This window comes from Trichocoleus sp. FACHB-6 (assembly GCF_014695815.1).
GTDB classification, from domain to species: Bacteria; Cyanobacteriota; Cyanobacteriia; order Cyanobacteriales; family FACHB-T130; genus Funiculus; species Funiculus sociatus.
In genome coordinates, this window is the sequence record NZ_JACJOY010000081.1 from 19,801 (window position 1) to 35,348 (window position 15,548).

General features: G+C 44.3%; 12 protein-coding genes and 1 pseudogene. 5 read left to right on the forward strand and 8 right to left on the reverse strand.

Annotated elements, in window-relative coordinates:
• Window positions 1–166: 166 nt before the first annotated feature.
• Both H6F66_RS15780 and H6F66_RS15785 read right to left on the reverse strand, forming a co-directional pair.
• Window positions 167–1,465: a HAMP domain-containing sensor histidine kinase gene (locus tag H6F66_RS15780; protein ID WP_190422965.1), complete on the reverse strand. Its 1,299-nt coding sequence runs from the start codon at window positions 1,463–1,465 to the stop codon at window positions 167–169.
• Window positions 1,466–1,662: 197 nt separating this feature from the next.
• Window positions 1,663–2,415 (reverse strand): response regulator transcription factor, encoded by a 753-nt coding sequence (locus H6F66_RS15785; protein WP_190422967.1) that lies wholly within the window; start codon window positions 2,413–2,415, stop codon window positions 1,663–1,665.
• A gap of 170 nt (window positions 2,416–2,585) precedes the next feature.
• Between H6F66_RS15785 and H6F66_RS15790 the strand changes: the two genes are divergently transcribed.
• Window positions 2,586–3,332 (forward strand): creatininase family protein, encoded by a 747-nt coding sequence (locus tag H6F66_RS15790; protein ID WP_190422969.1) that lies wholly within the window; start codon window positions 2,586–2,588, stop codon window positions 3,330–3,332.
• A gap of 18 nt (window positions 3,333–3,350) precedes the next feature.
• Window positions 3,351–3,686 carry a hypothetical protein gene (locus tag H6F66_RS15795; RefSeq protein ID WP_190422971.1) on the forward strand — a complete coding sequence of 112 codons (336 nt, stop codon included), beginning with the start codon at window positions 3,351–3,353 and terminating at the stop codon, window positions 3,684–3,686.
• A gap of 405 nt (window positions 3,687–4,091) precedes the next feature.
• Here H6F66_RS15795 and H6F66_RS29375 read toward each other — a convergent pair whose 3' ends face one another.
• Complete coding sequence (locus H6F66_RS29375) at window positions 4,092–5,537, reverse strand: serine hydrolase (RefSeq protein ID WP_199295322.1); 1,446 nt, start codon at window positions 5,535–5,537, stop codon at window positions 4,092–4,094.
• A gap of 625 nt (window positions 5,538–6,162) precedes the next feature.
• Between H6F66_RS29375 and H6F66_RS15805 the strand changes: the two genes are divergently transcribed.
• The gene (locus H6F66_RS15805; RefSeq protein ID WP_190422973.1) at window positions 6,163–8,553 is read left to right on the forward strand and encodes an ATP-binding cassette domain-containing protein; all 2,391 of its coding nucleotides are present in this window, start codon (window positions 6,163–6,165) and stop codon (window positions 8,551–8,553) included.
• Between the two features lie 20 nt (window positions 8,554–8,573).
• Here H6F66_RS15805 and H6F66_RS15810 read toward each other — a convergent pair whose 3' ends face one another.
• The 5 genes and pseudogenes from H6F66_RS15810 to H6F66_RS15830 all read right to left on the reverse strand — a co-directional run bounded on the left by H6F66_RS15810 (window position 8,574) and on the right by H6F66_RS15830 (window position 12,255).
• Complete coding sequence (locus tag H6F66_RS15810) at window positions 8,574–8,873, reverse strand: hypothetical protein (RefSeq protein ID WP_199295323.1); 300 nt, start codon at window positions 8,871–8,873, stop codon at window positions 8,574–8,576.
• 167 nt (window positions 8,874–9,040) lie between these two features.
• Window positions 9,041–9,289 (reverse strand): annotated as a pseudogene (locus tag H6F66_RS15815) (serine/threonine protein kinase); the annotation flags it as partial.
• Window positions 9,290–9,619: 330 nt separating this feature from the next.
• Window positions 9,620–11,428, reverse strand: coding sequence for a serine/threonine-protein kinase (locus tag H6F66_RS15820; protein WP_190422976.1), 1,809 nt, complete (start codon window positions 11,426–11,428; stop codon window positions 9,620–9,622).
• Between the two features lie 59 nt (window positions 11,429–11,487).
• A complete protein-coding gene (locus H6F66_RS15825; RefSeq protein ID WP_190422978.1) occupies window positions 11,488–12,030 on the reverse strand; it encodes a GIY-YIG nuclease family protein in 543 nt (180 codons plus the stop codon).
• A gap of 63 nt (window positions 12,031–12,093) precedes the next feature.
• Entirely contained in the window at window positions 12,094–12,255 is a 162-nt protein-coding gene (locus H6F66_RS15830; RefSeq protein WP_190422980.1) for a hypothetical protein, read from the reverse strand.
• 241 nt (window positions 12,256–12,496) lie between these two features.
• Here H6F66_RS15830 and H6F66_RS15835 point away from each other — a divergent pair, with 241 nt between their 5' ends.
• Both H6F66_RS15835 and H6F66_RS15840 read left to right on the forward strand, forming a co-directional pair.
• Window positions 12,497–14,134: an ABC transporter substrate-binding protein gene (locus H6F66_RS15835; RefSeq protein WP_190422982.1), complete on the forward strand. Its 1,638-nt coding sequence runs from the start codon at window positions 12,497–12,499 to the stop codon at window positions 14,132–14,134.
• A gap of 436 nt (window positions 14,135–14,570) precedes the next feature.
• A complete protein-coding gene (locus tag H6F66_RS15840) occupies window positions 14,571–15,476 on the forward strand; it encodes a vWA domain-containing protein (RefSeq protein ID WP_190422984.1) in 906 nt (301 codons plus the stop codon).
• Window positions 15,477–15,548: the final 72 nt, after the last annotated feature.

Consider the following 15,548-nt stretch of genomic DNA (forward strand, 5'->3'; position numbering starts at 1 on the left):
GGCTGTATGCCTGTAGACTTTAATAAATACTATCTAAAGATAGATGTAAATTTTAAGTACAAACATCAAAAAGTATATTTAATACAAAGGTGATTTGACGGTGCTAGGTATTTAAGGCTAATTTGCGGAGTGGAAACAGTGGCTAACTTTGAATGGCAATCGGAGATTAAGACGAAGGCAATTCTATGTGTAGCCATGCGCCGCCTGTTTCTGGATGATTTCTGGCTTTGACCAAACCGCCATGAGCCAAGATGATTTGACGCACAATCGCTAAACCTAAACCGCTGCCAGTCGTTACCCGCACTGGCAAATCTTCCGAAGTTCCAGACAACTCGTGGTGTCGCCGCCTAGAGGGATCTCCTTGATAAAGTCGCTCAAAAATATGAGGCAAATCGGATTCTGGGAAGCCTATGCCAAAGTCAATTATATGAATTTGCACTGAGTTGGGGGCATCCTCTGTAGGGAGGAGAGTTACTTCAATGTGGATGGTGCCTTCGTTGGGGCTGTATTTAATGCTGTTGTCGAGTAAGTTGAGAAAAACTTGGGTGAGGCGGGAAGAGTCGGCTTTTAGGTAAAGGGTATCGGGGCCAAAATATTTCAAACTCAGTTGCTTTTGTCGCGCTAATGGCTCTAGGGTTTCCCAGGCAGAATAAATTAAGTTATGCAGTTCTACTGATTTGAGAGAAAGATGTTTGCTGGGGTCTTGCTCTAGCTGACTCAGTTCTAGCCAATCTTGCACTAGGTTAATCAACCGATTAACTTCTGGTAGGAGGCGGTCAACCCACTGACGCTCTTTGTCTTGCTGCAAGCGTTTCTGTAAGGTTTCGATTACTAAACGAATCGAGGTGAGGGGGGTTCTGAGTTCGTGGGCGAGATCGCTTACCCAGCGATCGCGTGCTTGGGAAAGTTCTACCAAAGGTTGCCGATTTTCCAGAAATACTCCCACTTGCCCGTTTGGTAAAGGCCAACTGGATGCTCGTAAGGTGAGACTACGCATTTCAGCTATGATCGCTGCATCCGCGCAATCTGGATGAAAAACCCACTCTTGCTCGCCAGGTTTTTGCTGATGACGAGTTTGCTCAATCAGATGGTCGAGTTCATAGGAACGTACCAACTCCAGCAGCAAGCGCACCTGTCCTGGTTCCCACCGGTGAAGCTGTAACAACAGCCGTGCTTGCTCGTTACACCAAATCAGCTGGTTTTCTTCATCAACCTGAAGATATCCCAAAGGGGCAACTTGCAGAATTTGTTGATCGATTTTCAGTTGGGTTTCTAGCTCAAGACAATGCTGGTTAGAGAGGGAAATTCCTCGCCGCAGTAGAGACAGTAGCGGTAAGGACACCCCCTCTGCTCCTGAAGGCAGCAACCGCAGAATTTGCTCCAACTGTCGGTAGAGCTTCTTTTGCCGCCAGAGCCAATACCCTATTCCTAAAGCCAGCCCCAGGAAAAATGCCAGAAGAGTCATAAAAAAGTTTTGAATTATGAGTTTTGAATTTTGAATTAAAGCAATTAGCTTAATCGTAAAGCTTAATTTCCGATTAACCCTCCCTTATACATTTCGGTTAGGTATCAGATATTACAGAAATCTCTGAATTAGGACAATTACGATCAGCTAATGCTTACTTTCTATTCAAAACTCAAAACTCAAAATTCAACACTTTTTCAGCCAAAGCGATAGCCAAAGCCGCGTATTGTAATGATGTATTCTGGCTGGCTGGGGTCGCGTTCTAATTTTTCTCGCAACCAGCGGATATGAACATCAACTGTTTTACTATCGCCAACAAAATCGGGGCCCCACACCTGATCGATCAAATGCTCACGCGACCAAACTCGACGAGGATAACTCATAAATAAGTCCAGCAGTCGAAACTCCTTTGGCGAAAGGTTAACCTCCTCTCCCCGAACAACTACGCGGCACTCTTGAGGATAAAGTGTGACATCCTTAAATTGCAGCACTGGGGCTTGGGGCAAATTGCCCAGGCGTTGGCGGCGTAACAAGGCACGACACCGCGCCACCAATTCGCGCATACTGAAGGGCTTGGTTAGGTAGTCATCGGCTCCTACTTCTAAGCCTAAAACGCGGTCAGTTTCGCTAGCTTTGGCACTGAGAATCAGAATCGGTACTGGGTTGCCTTGATAACGCAACAAACGGCATAAATCCAGCCCATTGACTTGCGGGAGCATTAAATCGAGAATGACCAAATCAAACGGGAAGTCTATACTAGCCGGGTATTCACTCTGAAGAAGGTTTAAAGCGTTGCGTCCATCGGCGGCTGTGACTACCTCGTAGCCTTCTTCTTCTAGAGCCAAAACTAACATTTCTCGGATGAGATCCTCATCTTCAACAACCAGAACTTTACTGGTTCGCCCTAGTTCTGGACTAGAAGCACTCTTCGGTAGGTCTAGAGAAAGCATAATAGGGAAACTAGAGAGTATATTTCCATCCTCATTCATACAATAAAATCGCTGCCCTAAGGATTCATCTTCTGGTATACAATCCCACAACCTAGCTAGGATAGAGTCGATGCGCTGTTAATTGCGGCATCTGGCGATCCTGACGAGAGAGAAAGCACTCCTTACCCTATATGCTGCTGCACTTAAGTACCTGGACTGAAGTAGAAGCTTATTTAGTCAGCTCTACCGGAATTATTTTACCGATTGGTTCGACAGAGCAACACGGGCCTACTGGGTTGATTGGGACGGATGCGATTTGTGCCGAAGCGATCGCTCGTGGTGTCGGAGAATCTATCAGCGCAATTGTTGGCCCTACCATCAATGTTGGTATGGCTTTGCACCACACAGCTTTTCCCGGTACGATTAGCTTGCGCCCCAGCACAATGATTCAGGTGATTCAAGAATATATTACTTGTTTAGCTAAAGCTGGTTTTACCAAGTTTTTCTTTATTAATGGTCATGGTGGCAATATTGCCACGCTGAAGGCTGCTTTCGCTGAGACTTATGCTCATTTAGCCGACTTAAATCTTCCCAATGCCCACTTAGTAAAGTGTCAAGTAGGTAACTGGTTCATGTGCGGATCGGTCTACAAACTGGCAAAAGAATTATACGGCGACCAAGAAGGCTCTCACGCTACGCCTAGTGAAGTTGCTGTAACTCAATATGTCTATCCAGAGGCGATTAAGCAAGCACCTCTTGCAGCGGAAGTTGGTTCTGGATACAAAATTTATGGTGCTGCTGACTTCCGAGTGCGTTATCCTGATGGGCGCATGGGTTCTAATCCCGCTTTGGCGACACCCGAACACGGCAAGCAGTTTTATGAATTAGCTGTGAAGGAACTCAGCAATGGGTATTTAGAATTTTTGAATGCGGAATAAGAGTCGTATTTGTAAAGAATGGGAGCCACTCCTGCACGGGGGTGCGTGGCGTTTGAGGTAAAAACCCAACAAATACTAAAGATGATTGTGGGTTCCCTATCTCGCATGGGCCCAACCTACAATCAACTTGAACTAACACTAATCAATATTGCCCACAAGACAATAAAAGCGAGTATAGCCATGCCTATACTCAGCCCCGCTCCTAACAATATTCCCAGAATAGAACCTACAACCGTCAACAGCAGGAACCCAGAAAATACTAAGCGGCGGGTTCGGCGGCTAACTTTGAGCTGGTTTGGGAAAATAAATTCACTCTCTGTGTTAAAACTCTTACTTAGGGATGAGGCTTCTTGAGAGTTGTACATAATTTTTAGAAACACAAGTCTATTTATCAGATACTTACATAGCGTACCTATAAATTTCTAGTAGTTATACGGAATCTTCATCAAAAAAAGGCAATTATTTTTATACAAGCAAAGTAAATATACTGATAAAATAAACTTGCTTCCTTAGCTAAAGCCGTTTTTATAGGTATTAACACAGAAATAATTGCGTGAAGATTGTATGAAGTTCTAGTATTTTTCCTGAGGAGGGTTTTTGAACCTATGAGATGAGCATACAGCTATGTGAAGACAATCGCAGAGGCGAGGAACTTATCGTAGGTATGGAAAAGTAAAGTTTTATGACGGTGGGTATGCGATCGCGACAGGCTGTCGTGCTATGAGTTTCAAAGACACGATCGCGATTAAATCATTATGGTTAATTAGTAGCTCTCATTCGTTTAAAAACTAAACGAGAAATTCTAGGAAAAATTTTCCCATCATTAGCATAAGCGTCATCGTTACCAAAAACAGCCAGAACATAAGCTGTTTCGCCATCTTTGGTTGCCACAAAAGCTACCTCTTGCCGCGAATTGGAAGTCCAGCCAGCTTTGGAAGCGAACTTTACATCAGCTTTAGTTAAAGACTCGCCAAAAAAACCTCGTATAGGGTTAAAATCACCAGGATCTTGCCACTGTTTTTTCCAAACTTCCGAACGCAAATCTCGTATTAGCCATCCGCACATTTTTTCGCTTGCTGCTCGTGAAACAGCCTCTCCAGTCGCACAAATTTCGTAAATAAGTCTGGCGGCGTGGTCTGTTGTTATTTGATTGCGGATAGGATTTTGCGGATTGCCTCGCATCTGCAAATCGATACCTTTCGGTTCTGGAAGTTTTAGGTAATAAACGGGATAAGTCTTTTGGTTGATGTTAATATTTTCATAGCCTGCTGCTTGAAAAAATCTGTTAACTTGTTGGCGTTTATTTAGCCAAGCTTGAAATTCTGCTTCTGATTGTTTTGAACCGGATTCGGTGTTGGTTATACTGTCTAGAATGAAACTAGCCGCCTGGTTATCAGAATCCTGAATCATTTTAGAAATATATATATTAAAATCAGACTCATTTTCCCAAATGCTGTTTTCTATTTGAGCATAAACAACCGTCATCCAAAACATTTTAATTACGCTGGCAGGATATCGCAATTGATTTTGTCTATATCCAGCAATCTCTTGCCGTTTTACATCTATTAAAGTGATAGATAAAGGTTTTTTGGGAAAATTTCTAACAGCAACAAGCCTCACAATTTCATCAACAATTGCTTGCAATCGGGCGCTTTGCTGAAAGTTCGGTGGGGACGTGAGGTTATAGACAACTTCGGAATTTTCTCGTCCTGGTAAACGAGAGGGAACTGGTTGTGAGGCTGCTTGAGGTAAGTCTGAAAATATCGGTGGGGAAGGAGGTAAATACAGTGTTTGCGGTACAGTTGGGGATGGTTCGACAGATGGCCTTGTCGGACGCTGAATTATTAGGCGAGTGACAAATAATCCTAGAGTTGTGAAGATTGTAGCAACTGCGATCGCTAGTAGGATAAATTGCAGACAAGAAAGTTTAACGCGGCGTTTAGATACGCGCCTCCTAGGAGTTTTACCTGAAGCTTGTCTTGGTTTAGGCTTTCGGGTGGGCGAACTTGGCGGTGGAACCCGCTTTCTTTTAAGCTTGTCCTGTTGTTGCTTTTCGCGCTTTTTTAAGTAATCAATTTGTTTTTTTAGTTGCACATTCTGCAACCGTAAATTTTCAATTACTCGATAAGTATGGTCAAGTTCTGCCTCCAGTTCGGCAATCTCTTCGTCAATCTCATCCCATCCTGGTGGCGGTTTTGGACGCACTATCTACACCCTTTACAATTTTGGATTTTGAAGCAATTTTTGATTAAATTAATTCCCAAAACATTGCGTGGTTTTGGAGGCTTGCTCATACGGCAATCCGATTTGTAGGAATATTAATGAACCGCGGAGGCGCAGAGAGAGAGAAGAAAGAGAGTTTCATAAATGGAGAAAAATTGCTATACCTTGTTTTAGAATTTGATTATATGATTGAACTCGTTAATAAGTGATCAGTGCGAGTATTAGAAAACGTTAGCATTTTTTGATTTTACACAATTTTTAATATAAAGAAGATTTGGCTAAAGTATGAAAAAAATTTTATTGGGGTGAATAAAGATTTGAAATATCCAATTTTTCATCTAGGGGAACGCCATAAGTTTATCTAACTATCTTCTTCGCAGCTGTCGAACAGAGTCTGTAATGGCGCATTGGTTTCGACTAAGACAGGAATAGCATTCTTAATCTCTGTGTCCGAGTAAATAATGTCTCTAGCGGATAATACTTCTTCAACTTTCATAAGCGAAAACACTCTGACATTTCAACTATGGTGGCAGCTTGAAAATGCAGATATCATGGATAAATATCTTAAGCCTAACAAGTAAAGAATAACAACTAACAACTACTTGAAATGATCCGCAAACCCGGCAAGCCAACCGTTGTCAGCACAAATCCCTTCATAGTTCTAAATAATAAAGGGCAGATCAAACGCTTTGAACTGAAAGAAAATCAACATTTTTTGGGCCGCGACCCAGAACGAGCCGATTTGGTGCTTCCTGATGACTGGGGAGTAATCTCTGGTTGTCACGCTGTGTTACGCAAGGAAGGGGATGACTACCGCATCCATGACGGGGATGGTTACAAGCGCAGTACCAATGGGCTATTTTTCAATCACACGCGGATAACGCCAACTGAAGGACATCGCCTGGAAAACGCCACTGAAATTCATATTGGACAGAATCCCCAAAACTTAATTCAGTTGCGATATTTTAATCCTTCCAGTTCTCAGACAGCAACGCAACCCCTGCTGCATTCTATCTCCCTAAAAAATCAGTCGGTGGAACTAGGTCGCGAACCCTCCGGTAATGCCGTTTTGCAATTGGATGCGCCAATAGTTTCTCGTCGCCACGCCACCATTGATGCTGATGCTCAGGGGCGCTACATTTTGCAAGATCATAGTCAAAATGGTGTGTTTGTAAATGGGCAAAAAGTGACAGGTTCGGCAGTGCTACAACCGGGTGCCATGATTCGGATTGGGCCGTTTACCCTGGTGTTGCGCGGTGATGATTTGATGATACTCGACCAAGGCGATAAAATTCGCCTTGATGCTGAGAATCTGGTAATAAAAGGGCGGCTGGATGACATTTCTCTGGCAATTGAACCGCGACAATTTGTGGCTTTGGTGGGGGGAAGTGGAACTGGGAAATCTACGTTGCTGAAGGCGCTATTGGGGATTGAGGAGACGGCTAGCGGCGCGGTTTATCTGAATGGGGACAATTTGCAAAAGGACTTTAATATTTATCGCACCCAAATTGGGTATGTGCCTCAAGATGATATTTTGCACCGGGATTTAACGGTGGCGGAAGTGCTTTCTTATGCAGCATCGTTGCGATTACCGCCAGATACGGATGTGGAACAGGTGGTAGAAAAAACGCTTAAAGATATTGAAATGTCTCATTGGCGGGATGCGCTAATAAAAAACCTCAGTGGTGGTCAGCGGAAGCGAGTCAGTATTGGGGTGGAACTTTTAGCTGATCCGAAATTGTTTTTCTTGGATGAACCGACATCTGGACTTGACCCCGGTTTGGATAAGAAGATGATGCAGCTGTTGCGGAAATTGGCTTTGGAGGGACGCACGATTATTTTAGTTACTCATGCAACGGCGAATATTAAAATATGCGATCGCATTATCTTTCTCGGTCGCGGCGGACGGCTTTGTTACTTTGGTTCTCCTGATGACGCGCTGAAATTTTTTGGGATTACAACTGGCGATTTTGCCGATATTTACACTCAGTTGGAGAAGGAAACAGACGTAGAAACAGAGGCGATTGTCAAGCAAATTTCTGCAAACTTTCACAAATCTCCTGATTATCAAAATTATATCGGCAATTATATCGGCGATGGAACTCAGGTATTACAACAAAACGATGAAACGCCGAAAAAAGTTAATATTTCTCCTTTTAAGCAACTGGCTATATTAAGCGATCGCTATTTCAAGCTGATCAGACGCGATCGCATCTATCTAGGATTATCCCTTTTAACTGCTCCCATCGGTATTGCCTTGATTCCTTTGGCAATTCAAGGTAAAAATCCCCTCGTTTTAGGTAGTGAATCCGACCCAAGTCTCGCACCTTTAGCATTGCGAGTATTATTTGTCTTTACCTGTGCCGCTATTTGGGTTGGGCTTTCCAGTTCCTTGCAAGAAATTGTGAAAGAAGCGACTATTTACATAAGAGAAAGATTGGTAAATTTAGGATTAATTCCCTACCTCGGTTCTAAAATATTAATACTTTCGGGGCTTGCTTTACTCCAAAGTTTGTTAATGTCACTGGTAATTTTAATAGTTTTTAAATCTCCCACCCCTGAGCTAATTCCGTGGGCTTTGGGACTTGCAATTACTACTTTTCTTACTCTTGTCACCAGCATGAGTTTGGGTTTACTTGTCTCAGCTATTGTCAAAAATAGCAGTCAAGCCAATAGTGCGTTACCTCTACTTTTATTACCTCAAATTATATTTTCCGGTGTCTTATTTAAGATGGAAGGCATCGCCAGTAAATTATCATGGCTAATGTTAAGCCGCTGGTCTGTTGGCGCTTATGGTTCTTTGGTGAATATTAATGCTATGGTTCCCGACCCAATTTATTTACCTAATGGTACGCTGGCTCCAATGCCGTTTGAAAAGACACCAATTTACGCTGCAACGTGGGATAATTTGGGTTTAAATTGGGGTATATTGTTGCTGCACGCTTTAGTTTACTTAATAATAACTTGGTGGTTACAGAAGCGAAAAGATATTTTTTAATTCTCAGTGGGGCAGGTGTCTCAGCTTCCCCTTACAAGTAAGTCTATTATCCACTGTCCTACAGTCGTTTTCAAGTTCCATTCAGGAACTTTTGTATCATCAAGTTCAACTTCTAATATTTGTTCTAGGAAAAGAACGATCTCAAGAATGTCCCAGTCTGAAGTCCCAAGGCGAGCTAACTCACTAAAACTATCATCTGGATATATCTTCTCAGGAGGAACGCGAAACATTTCTCCCAATTTTGAGCGATAGCATTTGGCTGCTTTCTTGAATAGATCCCCCGGCAATCTGACCATATTCATAAATTCTTCGTCGCTCATTGGAGAACGCTGCAAAAACTCCTCCAACTTTTTTTGTCGATTGAACCAGAAAAGCATAAACCCTCTCGTAACCCAATACGGTTCACTTAAAGCTAAAAATCCAAACCTTACGTAGGTTGGGTTTCGTTCCTCAACCCAACCTACAACTTGGTGGTTACTAATTCAAGATAGGCATACAAACGCGGAATTTGCGGGTTTTCTTCCCCAAGTTCTTCTAAAATTGCCGCTTCTCGTTGAAACCGCTGTTGCACCAGTTGGTAAATTTGAGGGTTATTTGTTATCGGTTTCAGCTGCTTAATCACGCAGCGGCGTTGCGATGGCATTTGGGTATCTTCTGCGAGAAAGGTATCGCCAAATCCACCACTTCCTAGAGTCTGAATGATTCGATAGCGGTTGTTTAGGAGTGTTGGTGTCATTGACTTATGCCAATTTTGGATTGGTAATCGGTAATCGGTAATTACCTCTTTCCTGTAGCACCTAGAGTACCCGGTCTCTCATCAGTGTCACTCAGTATCTAAATATCAATTATGGTAGATGCGATCACATCTGAGTAGTTTATATTACCCATCTACTTAATTGTGACAAAAAAAGCTAATTTAGTCTGCTCAGAATAAAGCATGACGCTATACAAACAAAGACCGCATAAGCGACCTTAAAATCCTGCTAAGCTACGGCTTGCTTTGTTCGTGCTTGGCGTTAATTGCTCTTGCTAAAAAGTGAGATGTTCAGTTTACCGTGTTTTAGCTTCAACACTTTCGAGCAGAACTAACATTAAATTCATGTAAATCTGCATCCCAAATACTGATGTAAATAACATTACAATCTTGCCGCACAATCATTCCTCTTAAGTTGCCTTGAGTGAAAGTATAAGAAGTGCGCCGCCCCCGTTGCACTTGTCGGAGTCCCTGGCGAATATCTGGGGATGCACCACTGGGTAAAAGTCCATTCAATGTGGTTGACATCGTTTGAGGATCTACCGAATCGGCAAAGGATACCTCGGTTTGCCGAAGCCGTCCAGAAGTGCGATCGAATAAGTAGCCAAGGTCAATCTGATCTGGCACCACTTCATAAATTACAGCGCGCGTCCTCCAAAGACCACTGACATCTCTGCTTGGCTTGCCGAGTGCTGCTTGTATATCGCTTCTGGCTGTACCTACTTGAAATGTTGGAACGCTGGTAGATACGTTTGGTGCTGGGTTATTGTTTTCGGGTTCCGGTGTGGGACGCGCTGGTTCCGGTGTGGGAACTGCTGGTTCCGGTGTGGGAACTGCTGGTTCCGGGGTTGGCGTAGGTTCCGGTTCCCGCACTGGTTCGGGTTCAGCGGTTTGCACTGGTTCCGGTTCGCCCACTGGTTCTGGTGTCGGAGTTGGCGCGATCACTACAGAAGGTGTTGGTTCGTCGCGGGTTACAGGCGAATTGTCAGGCGTTGGTGAAAGGGTTGGCTGCGTTTGTCTGGGGATTGGTTCCTGGGCGCGGGGAGAAGATGAAGCTACCGGGTCGGGCGATTGCTGGTTTCTGGTAAAAACTACGGTGCCAGCTACAGCCGCACTTACCAAACCAAATGCAATTAAAAGTCCGATCAGCAAAGGATTCCGCTGTTGGGGTTGACCAACGGCAGGCGGTGTGGTGTTTGCTGTTTGTGGATATACAGGAGTAGGCGGAATGTTAGCGCCAGCGCCAGGAGACACCGCTACTGTTGCTACGTCAGAAAGTGCAGGAGTTGGGGTAAAAGCGGCACTAGATTGTAAAGCATCAAGCATTTCTCTGGCAGTGGAAAAGCGATCGCGTGGATGCGACTGAATCGCCTTATCTAACATCGCCGTAAAGCCGGGACTGAGATTCGATGCGTACTGATGCCACAAAATCTCCCCAGTTCGCGGGTCACTCTGCAAATCTTGCGGCAGTTTGCCAGTCAGCAAATAAATCGCCGTCAGCGCCAAACTGTACAAATCGCTGGCGAATACAGGGTGTCCTACTCCCTGTTCGGAAGGCATAAACCCCGGCGTACCAATCACCATCGAGGCGACGGCGTTCCCTACGGCAGTATTCCCCGCACCCACACTTTCCTTAACAGCACCGAAATCAATCAGCACAGGCTTTCCATCCCGTTGCCGGATAATGATATTGTCCGGCTTGATATCCCGGTGAATCATCCGCTTGCTGTGGACAAAATCCAGCACTGGCAACAAACTCACGAGAATATCCTTAACCGCGTTCTCAGAAAGCACTCCCTCGGCTTGCACCTTCTTCGTCAGCGTTTGACCCTCGATAAATTCCTGAACCAGATAAAACTGCCCAGCTTCCGAAAAGTAGGCGTATAACTTGGGAATTTGATTGCTGCCTTCACCCAGATCCTCTAAAATTGCTGCTTCTCGCTGGAAACGAGTTTGAGCCTGTAGGAACATCTGGGGGTCGTGTGCTATTGGCTTCAGCTGTTTTATTGCACAGCGACGACCCGAAGGCATATGAGTATCTTCTGCTAGAAAGGTGTTGCCAAATCCACCACTTCCCAGAGTCTGGATAATTTTATAACGATTGTTCAGCAATGGGGGCATGAGATAAAATCACAAGCGAGGGTTTGTGCCAAGACGAAACGGGAATTTTAGAGCCGCAATTATTTTAGGTCAAGTAAGCCACTTTCTTTTAATTTGGGATTGAAGCGGAGTTCCACTTGTACGCCACGGGCTTTTAGCTCTGTGAAGATTTCTTCTTCAACTCGCCGTGCTACATTTTTTAACAGTTTTGCTTGTCCTATTTCATCTATCGTTAGACTCGTAAACTTCGCCTGCTCCTCGGCTGTCATCGCTAGTTTTGCGTCGATGGGGTCATTCCATTTTTCTTTTTCAGAACTATTCCCTACTGGTATCGCACCATTTTCTTCAATCCAAGCATCTCGAATGCTTTCGAGAATGGTACGGTTAGGACGTTCGATAATGTGTGCTTTTAGCCAGTAGCAGTGTTGAGGTTGGCGTACTAGATGTTGTTTGATGCTGACTGAGATATCGCGAGAATAGTTAATCAGTTGCAGCACTTTTTCATTATCAAAAACTGCGTATACGCCAATTTTTCCCTGCCATTGCTCAGGTAAATGTCCGTTTTCGTCAATGTAAGGGATGTATTCTAAACTGGCGAGAGGGGGAATGTTGTTATCAGTCATTGAGATTTTCGGGAAATTTTTATATCTTACTTTTTATGAGCGCATCTAGGATGTTGATAATCTTTATTTAGGCTTTTTGTCCTTGGGGATAGTGGTGATAAGTAGGCCGTTATAATTAAACATCAGATCGCCAGAAGGCAGAAACCCGGTTTCTTCGCTTCTTGCTTGAGCGATCGCATCCCTCAAGCACCCTACTAATTTTAAATCGTCTATAGCAGTCCTCAATGATTCGTGAAGGCGAGATCCCAGACTTCTTAAAGAAGTGTGGGATCTAAAGCGCTGGCATCTCACAACTGGGCCGAGGATTGCTATAGCCAAAACTTGGGCGATCGCGCTCTAAATATTTTTGTAACAACAATTAATACTTAGAGGGTAGACAGGGGTGGAACATTCACTCTGTGGGTTGAAGATTGTAATTACTACAATTAAGTAAATACCAAAAGGGTTATCACGGAGATTGGGAAAGTTGAATCCTCAAGGCACATGGATTTGCGACGGTGTACCTAAAAATAACAATCAACAGTACCCTAGCACTGAACCCCATACACCCCAGGAAAATCACGGGCCAGACTGTATTATGTGTGGCTTGCCTAAAGAGGCAATGATCGCGGGGGGCAAAAAAAGTCAGAAAACTGTCGTATCGAGTATCCCCGGTTCTAAGTCGTCGGCGCGGCTAGCTGTCATCGTGGCGGGAATTGCGATCGCGCTGTTAGCAGGATTGGGTTTATATAAAGTTTTACAAGGGAAGCAGCCTGCGGAAGTTACTTCTAGCGTTTCTGAACCTCCCACAGCTAATACAGAAGCAGTAGCGCCAGCAGATCCGCAAGCAATTGTCAGCGATACATCTGCAAACGCCCAGCTGATTAGTCAGGGTGAAAAGATATTGTTTGCGGGTGCAACAAATCCGGCAAAACAAGCTGGGGCATTGGCTTTTGCCCAGAAGAAATGGGATGATGCGATCACGCAATACCAGCAAGCCGTCACTGCCAACCCCAACGACCCGGAAAGCAAAATTTACCTGAACAACGCCCAAGCTAAAAAAGCTGGAAATCCCCAGACGATGGCTGTTGTGGTTCCCGTCACCCCCAACCCCGATACAGCGAAAGAAGTTCTTCGGGGTGTCGGACAATATCAGGACAAGTTTAACGCCTCGCCTCCGACGGCTGGACGTTTATTGGAGGTGGTAATTGTCAATGATATTGAACCGCAAAAAGCAGCTTCCCTGGCGCAAGATTTGATTAAGTCGCCGAATATTTTGGGAGTGCTGGGACATGGGGTAGATAATGGAAGTCAACAAGCGATCGCGCTTTACGAACAAGCTGGTTTAACCGTACTTTCTCCCATCAGCACCAGCATCACCCCCAATAGCAGCGGTCAATCAACTTTGCAAACAATTTCTCTCGCCAAAAAAGCCAACGAATTATTAGGAAGTTACCTAAAAACTGTTGGCACTACCTTAGCGAAATACGCAAACTCTAAGCAATCTCCCGCTGCTGTTGCCATTTTCTACAATTCTGATAGTCAATACAGTCAGCAACTCAAAGATCAATTCACAGCTGCTTTATCTCAAGTTAACGGCAAAGTCGTTAAAGAAGTGGATATTAATTCTGCTGGCTTTGATGCTGCTGCTACTATTGCCGATGTTACCAACGCTGGGGCGAAAATTGGCTTTTTGGCACTAAGTAAAAACAAAGCCGATCAAGCCGTTGCGATCGCTAAAGCTAATAAATCCTTAGAATTAATTGGCGGCGATGAACTTTATAACCCTGCAATTTTAATACAAGGGGGAGATGCAATTCAAAACATCGTGCTGGCGGTTCCCTGGAGTTCCCAGCCAAACGATCCATTTGCAAATCAAGCCGCCACAATTTGGAAAGGAAGAGTCAGCTGGCGCACTGCCACAGCTTATGATGCTACTCAAGCTTTAGCAACTGCCTTCAACCAAAACCCTAACCGTTCTGGAGTATCGCAGCAACTTCAAGTTGGTATCCCGATTACGGGAACTGCAACCGATTTTAATGTTCTCAATGAGGTTCCTTTGGTTAAAGCTGTTCCCGGTAAATATGGGCCAGCCGGATCGAAATATCAATTCGATCCAATTTAAGTAGAGGGGTAAGTATATGGACAAAAAACCTATCTCCCCAACCCCCTTCCTTACAAGGGAAGGGGGGAAAGGCTACACCATGTGCAACTTCTTCTTAGCCCTCCTTTCCCAGGGCGGTTGGGGGGATCAAAATGTAGGGAAAGGCTACACCATGTGCAACTTTTTCTTAGCCCCCCTTCCCAAGGGGGGTTGGGGAAATCAAAATGTAGGGAAAGGCTACACCATGTGCAACTTCTTCTTAGCCCCCCTTTCCAAGGGGGGTTGGGGGGATCAAAACGTGATGCAAACAAGGTCAGGTACCCTCTAACCCGTGGGTTTACGCACCGCTACACTAGAAAAAATTGTCAAGACTCCCCTCCCCTTGTAGGGGAGGGGTTGGGGGAGAGGTTTTATTTAATTTTGTCTACCAATTTATCAATCTCACACCCAACATCCCATGAGTAGTTTTCGTCGCGCATTCTGGCGGTATCCTCTATTCCAGATTCCGTTAATGTTTCTTTCCCTTTGTTTAATAGCAGCGCTTTTGTGCTGGCTATTGGGATTAGGTAGACCAAAAGTTGCGGTAGCGATCGCTCTCGATCTTAGCACCAGCACCTACGGCACGCAGTTCAACGCCCCTGGTACGATTATGTACCAGGAAGTGCAAGCCGTACAGTCGTATTTGGCAGAAAATGCCCAGTTAAGAAACGCCAACCAAGTGCAAGTTTTAGGGTTTGGGGGTGTGGTGCAAAGTCTTACAGGTAACGAATTTAAAACTGATAGCAAACAGGTAAGCGATGAATTAACCCAAGCCTTGCAAAATCCCGATTTACCTCAGTTAGTTGCGAATAATACAACCGACATCAATGCCGCAATTCAAAAAGGTACAGAAGCACTCAGTGGAGTTAGCGATCGCTGCCGGGAATTATTATTAGTAACTGATGGCGGTGCTAATGTATCACCAAATGTTGTAAGTAATGCTGTAGCGCGTAAAGTTAAGGTTAATGCAATCGTAGTCGGAGCAGATTCCCCAGAATTAAAATTAACAGCTTTCACTACAGGCGGCATTTATGCGTCTGGTGAAACCAGTAATCTCCAAAGGTTTTTTACAGAAAGATTTTTTACTCGATTTAACAGTAACCGCCAATGGATTATCTTATGGCTAGGTGCTGCTTGGATTGCGTTGATGTGGACGCTGACTCTGATTTTTGATAAGTTCATCTTTCAGGGTTTATTCAAGTTACCGATGAATCTTTCTGGACAATTATCTCTAGGCAATGCTTTATTTTGGAGCGTACTTACGCCAATAATTATTTGGCAAATCTGGAAAACACTTGATTTACCCTTTTTCTCGTCGTGTTGATCAAGTCATGTTTTGCAACGCGAAGAACGCAGAGGCTTTCGCAAAGGGGCGCAACGGACTTACTCTGACTCT

Coding starts and splice junctions, on each gene's coding strand:
- H6F66_RS15780 (WP_190422965.1), bottom strand. CDS start 1,465: ATGACTCTTCTGGCATTTTTCCTGGGGCTGGCTTTAGGAATAGGGTAT.
- H6F66_RS15785 (WP_190422967.1), bottom strand. CDS start 2,415: ATGCTTTCTCTAGACCTACCGAAGAGTGCTTCTAGTCCAGAACTAGGG.
- H6F66_RS15790 (WP_190422969.1), top strand. CDS start 2,586: ATGCTGCTGCACTTAAGTACCTGGACTGAAGTAGAAGCTTATTTAGTC.
- H6F66_RS15795 (WP_190422971.1), top strand. CDS start 3,351: ATGGGAGCCACTCCTGCACGGGGGTGCGTGGCGTTTGAGGTAAAAACC.
- H6F66_RS15805 (WP_190422973.1), top strand. CDS start 6,163: ATGATCCGCAAACCCGGCAAGCCAACCGTTGTCAGCACAAATCCCTTC.
- H6F66_RS15810 (WP_199295323.1), bottom strand. CDS start 8,873: ATGAGCGACGAAGAATTTATGAATATGGTCAGATTGCCGGGGGATCTA.
- H6F66_RS15820 (WP_190422976.1), bottom strand. CDS start 11,428: ATGCCCCCATTGCTGAACAATCGTTATAAAATTATCCAGACTCTGGGA.
- H6F66_RS15825 (WP_190422978.1), bottom strand. CDS start 12,030: ATGACTGATAACAACATTCCCCCTCTCGCCAGTTTAGAATACATCCCT.
- H6F66_RS15840 (WP_190422984.1), top strand. CDS start 14,571: ATGAGTAGTTTTCGTCGCGCATTCTGGCGGTATCCTCTATTCCAGATT.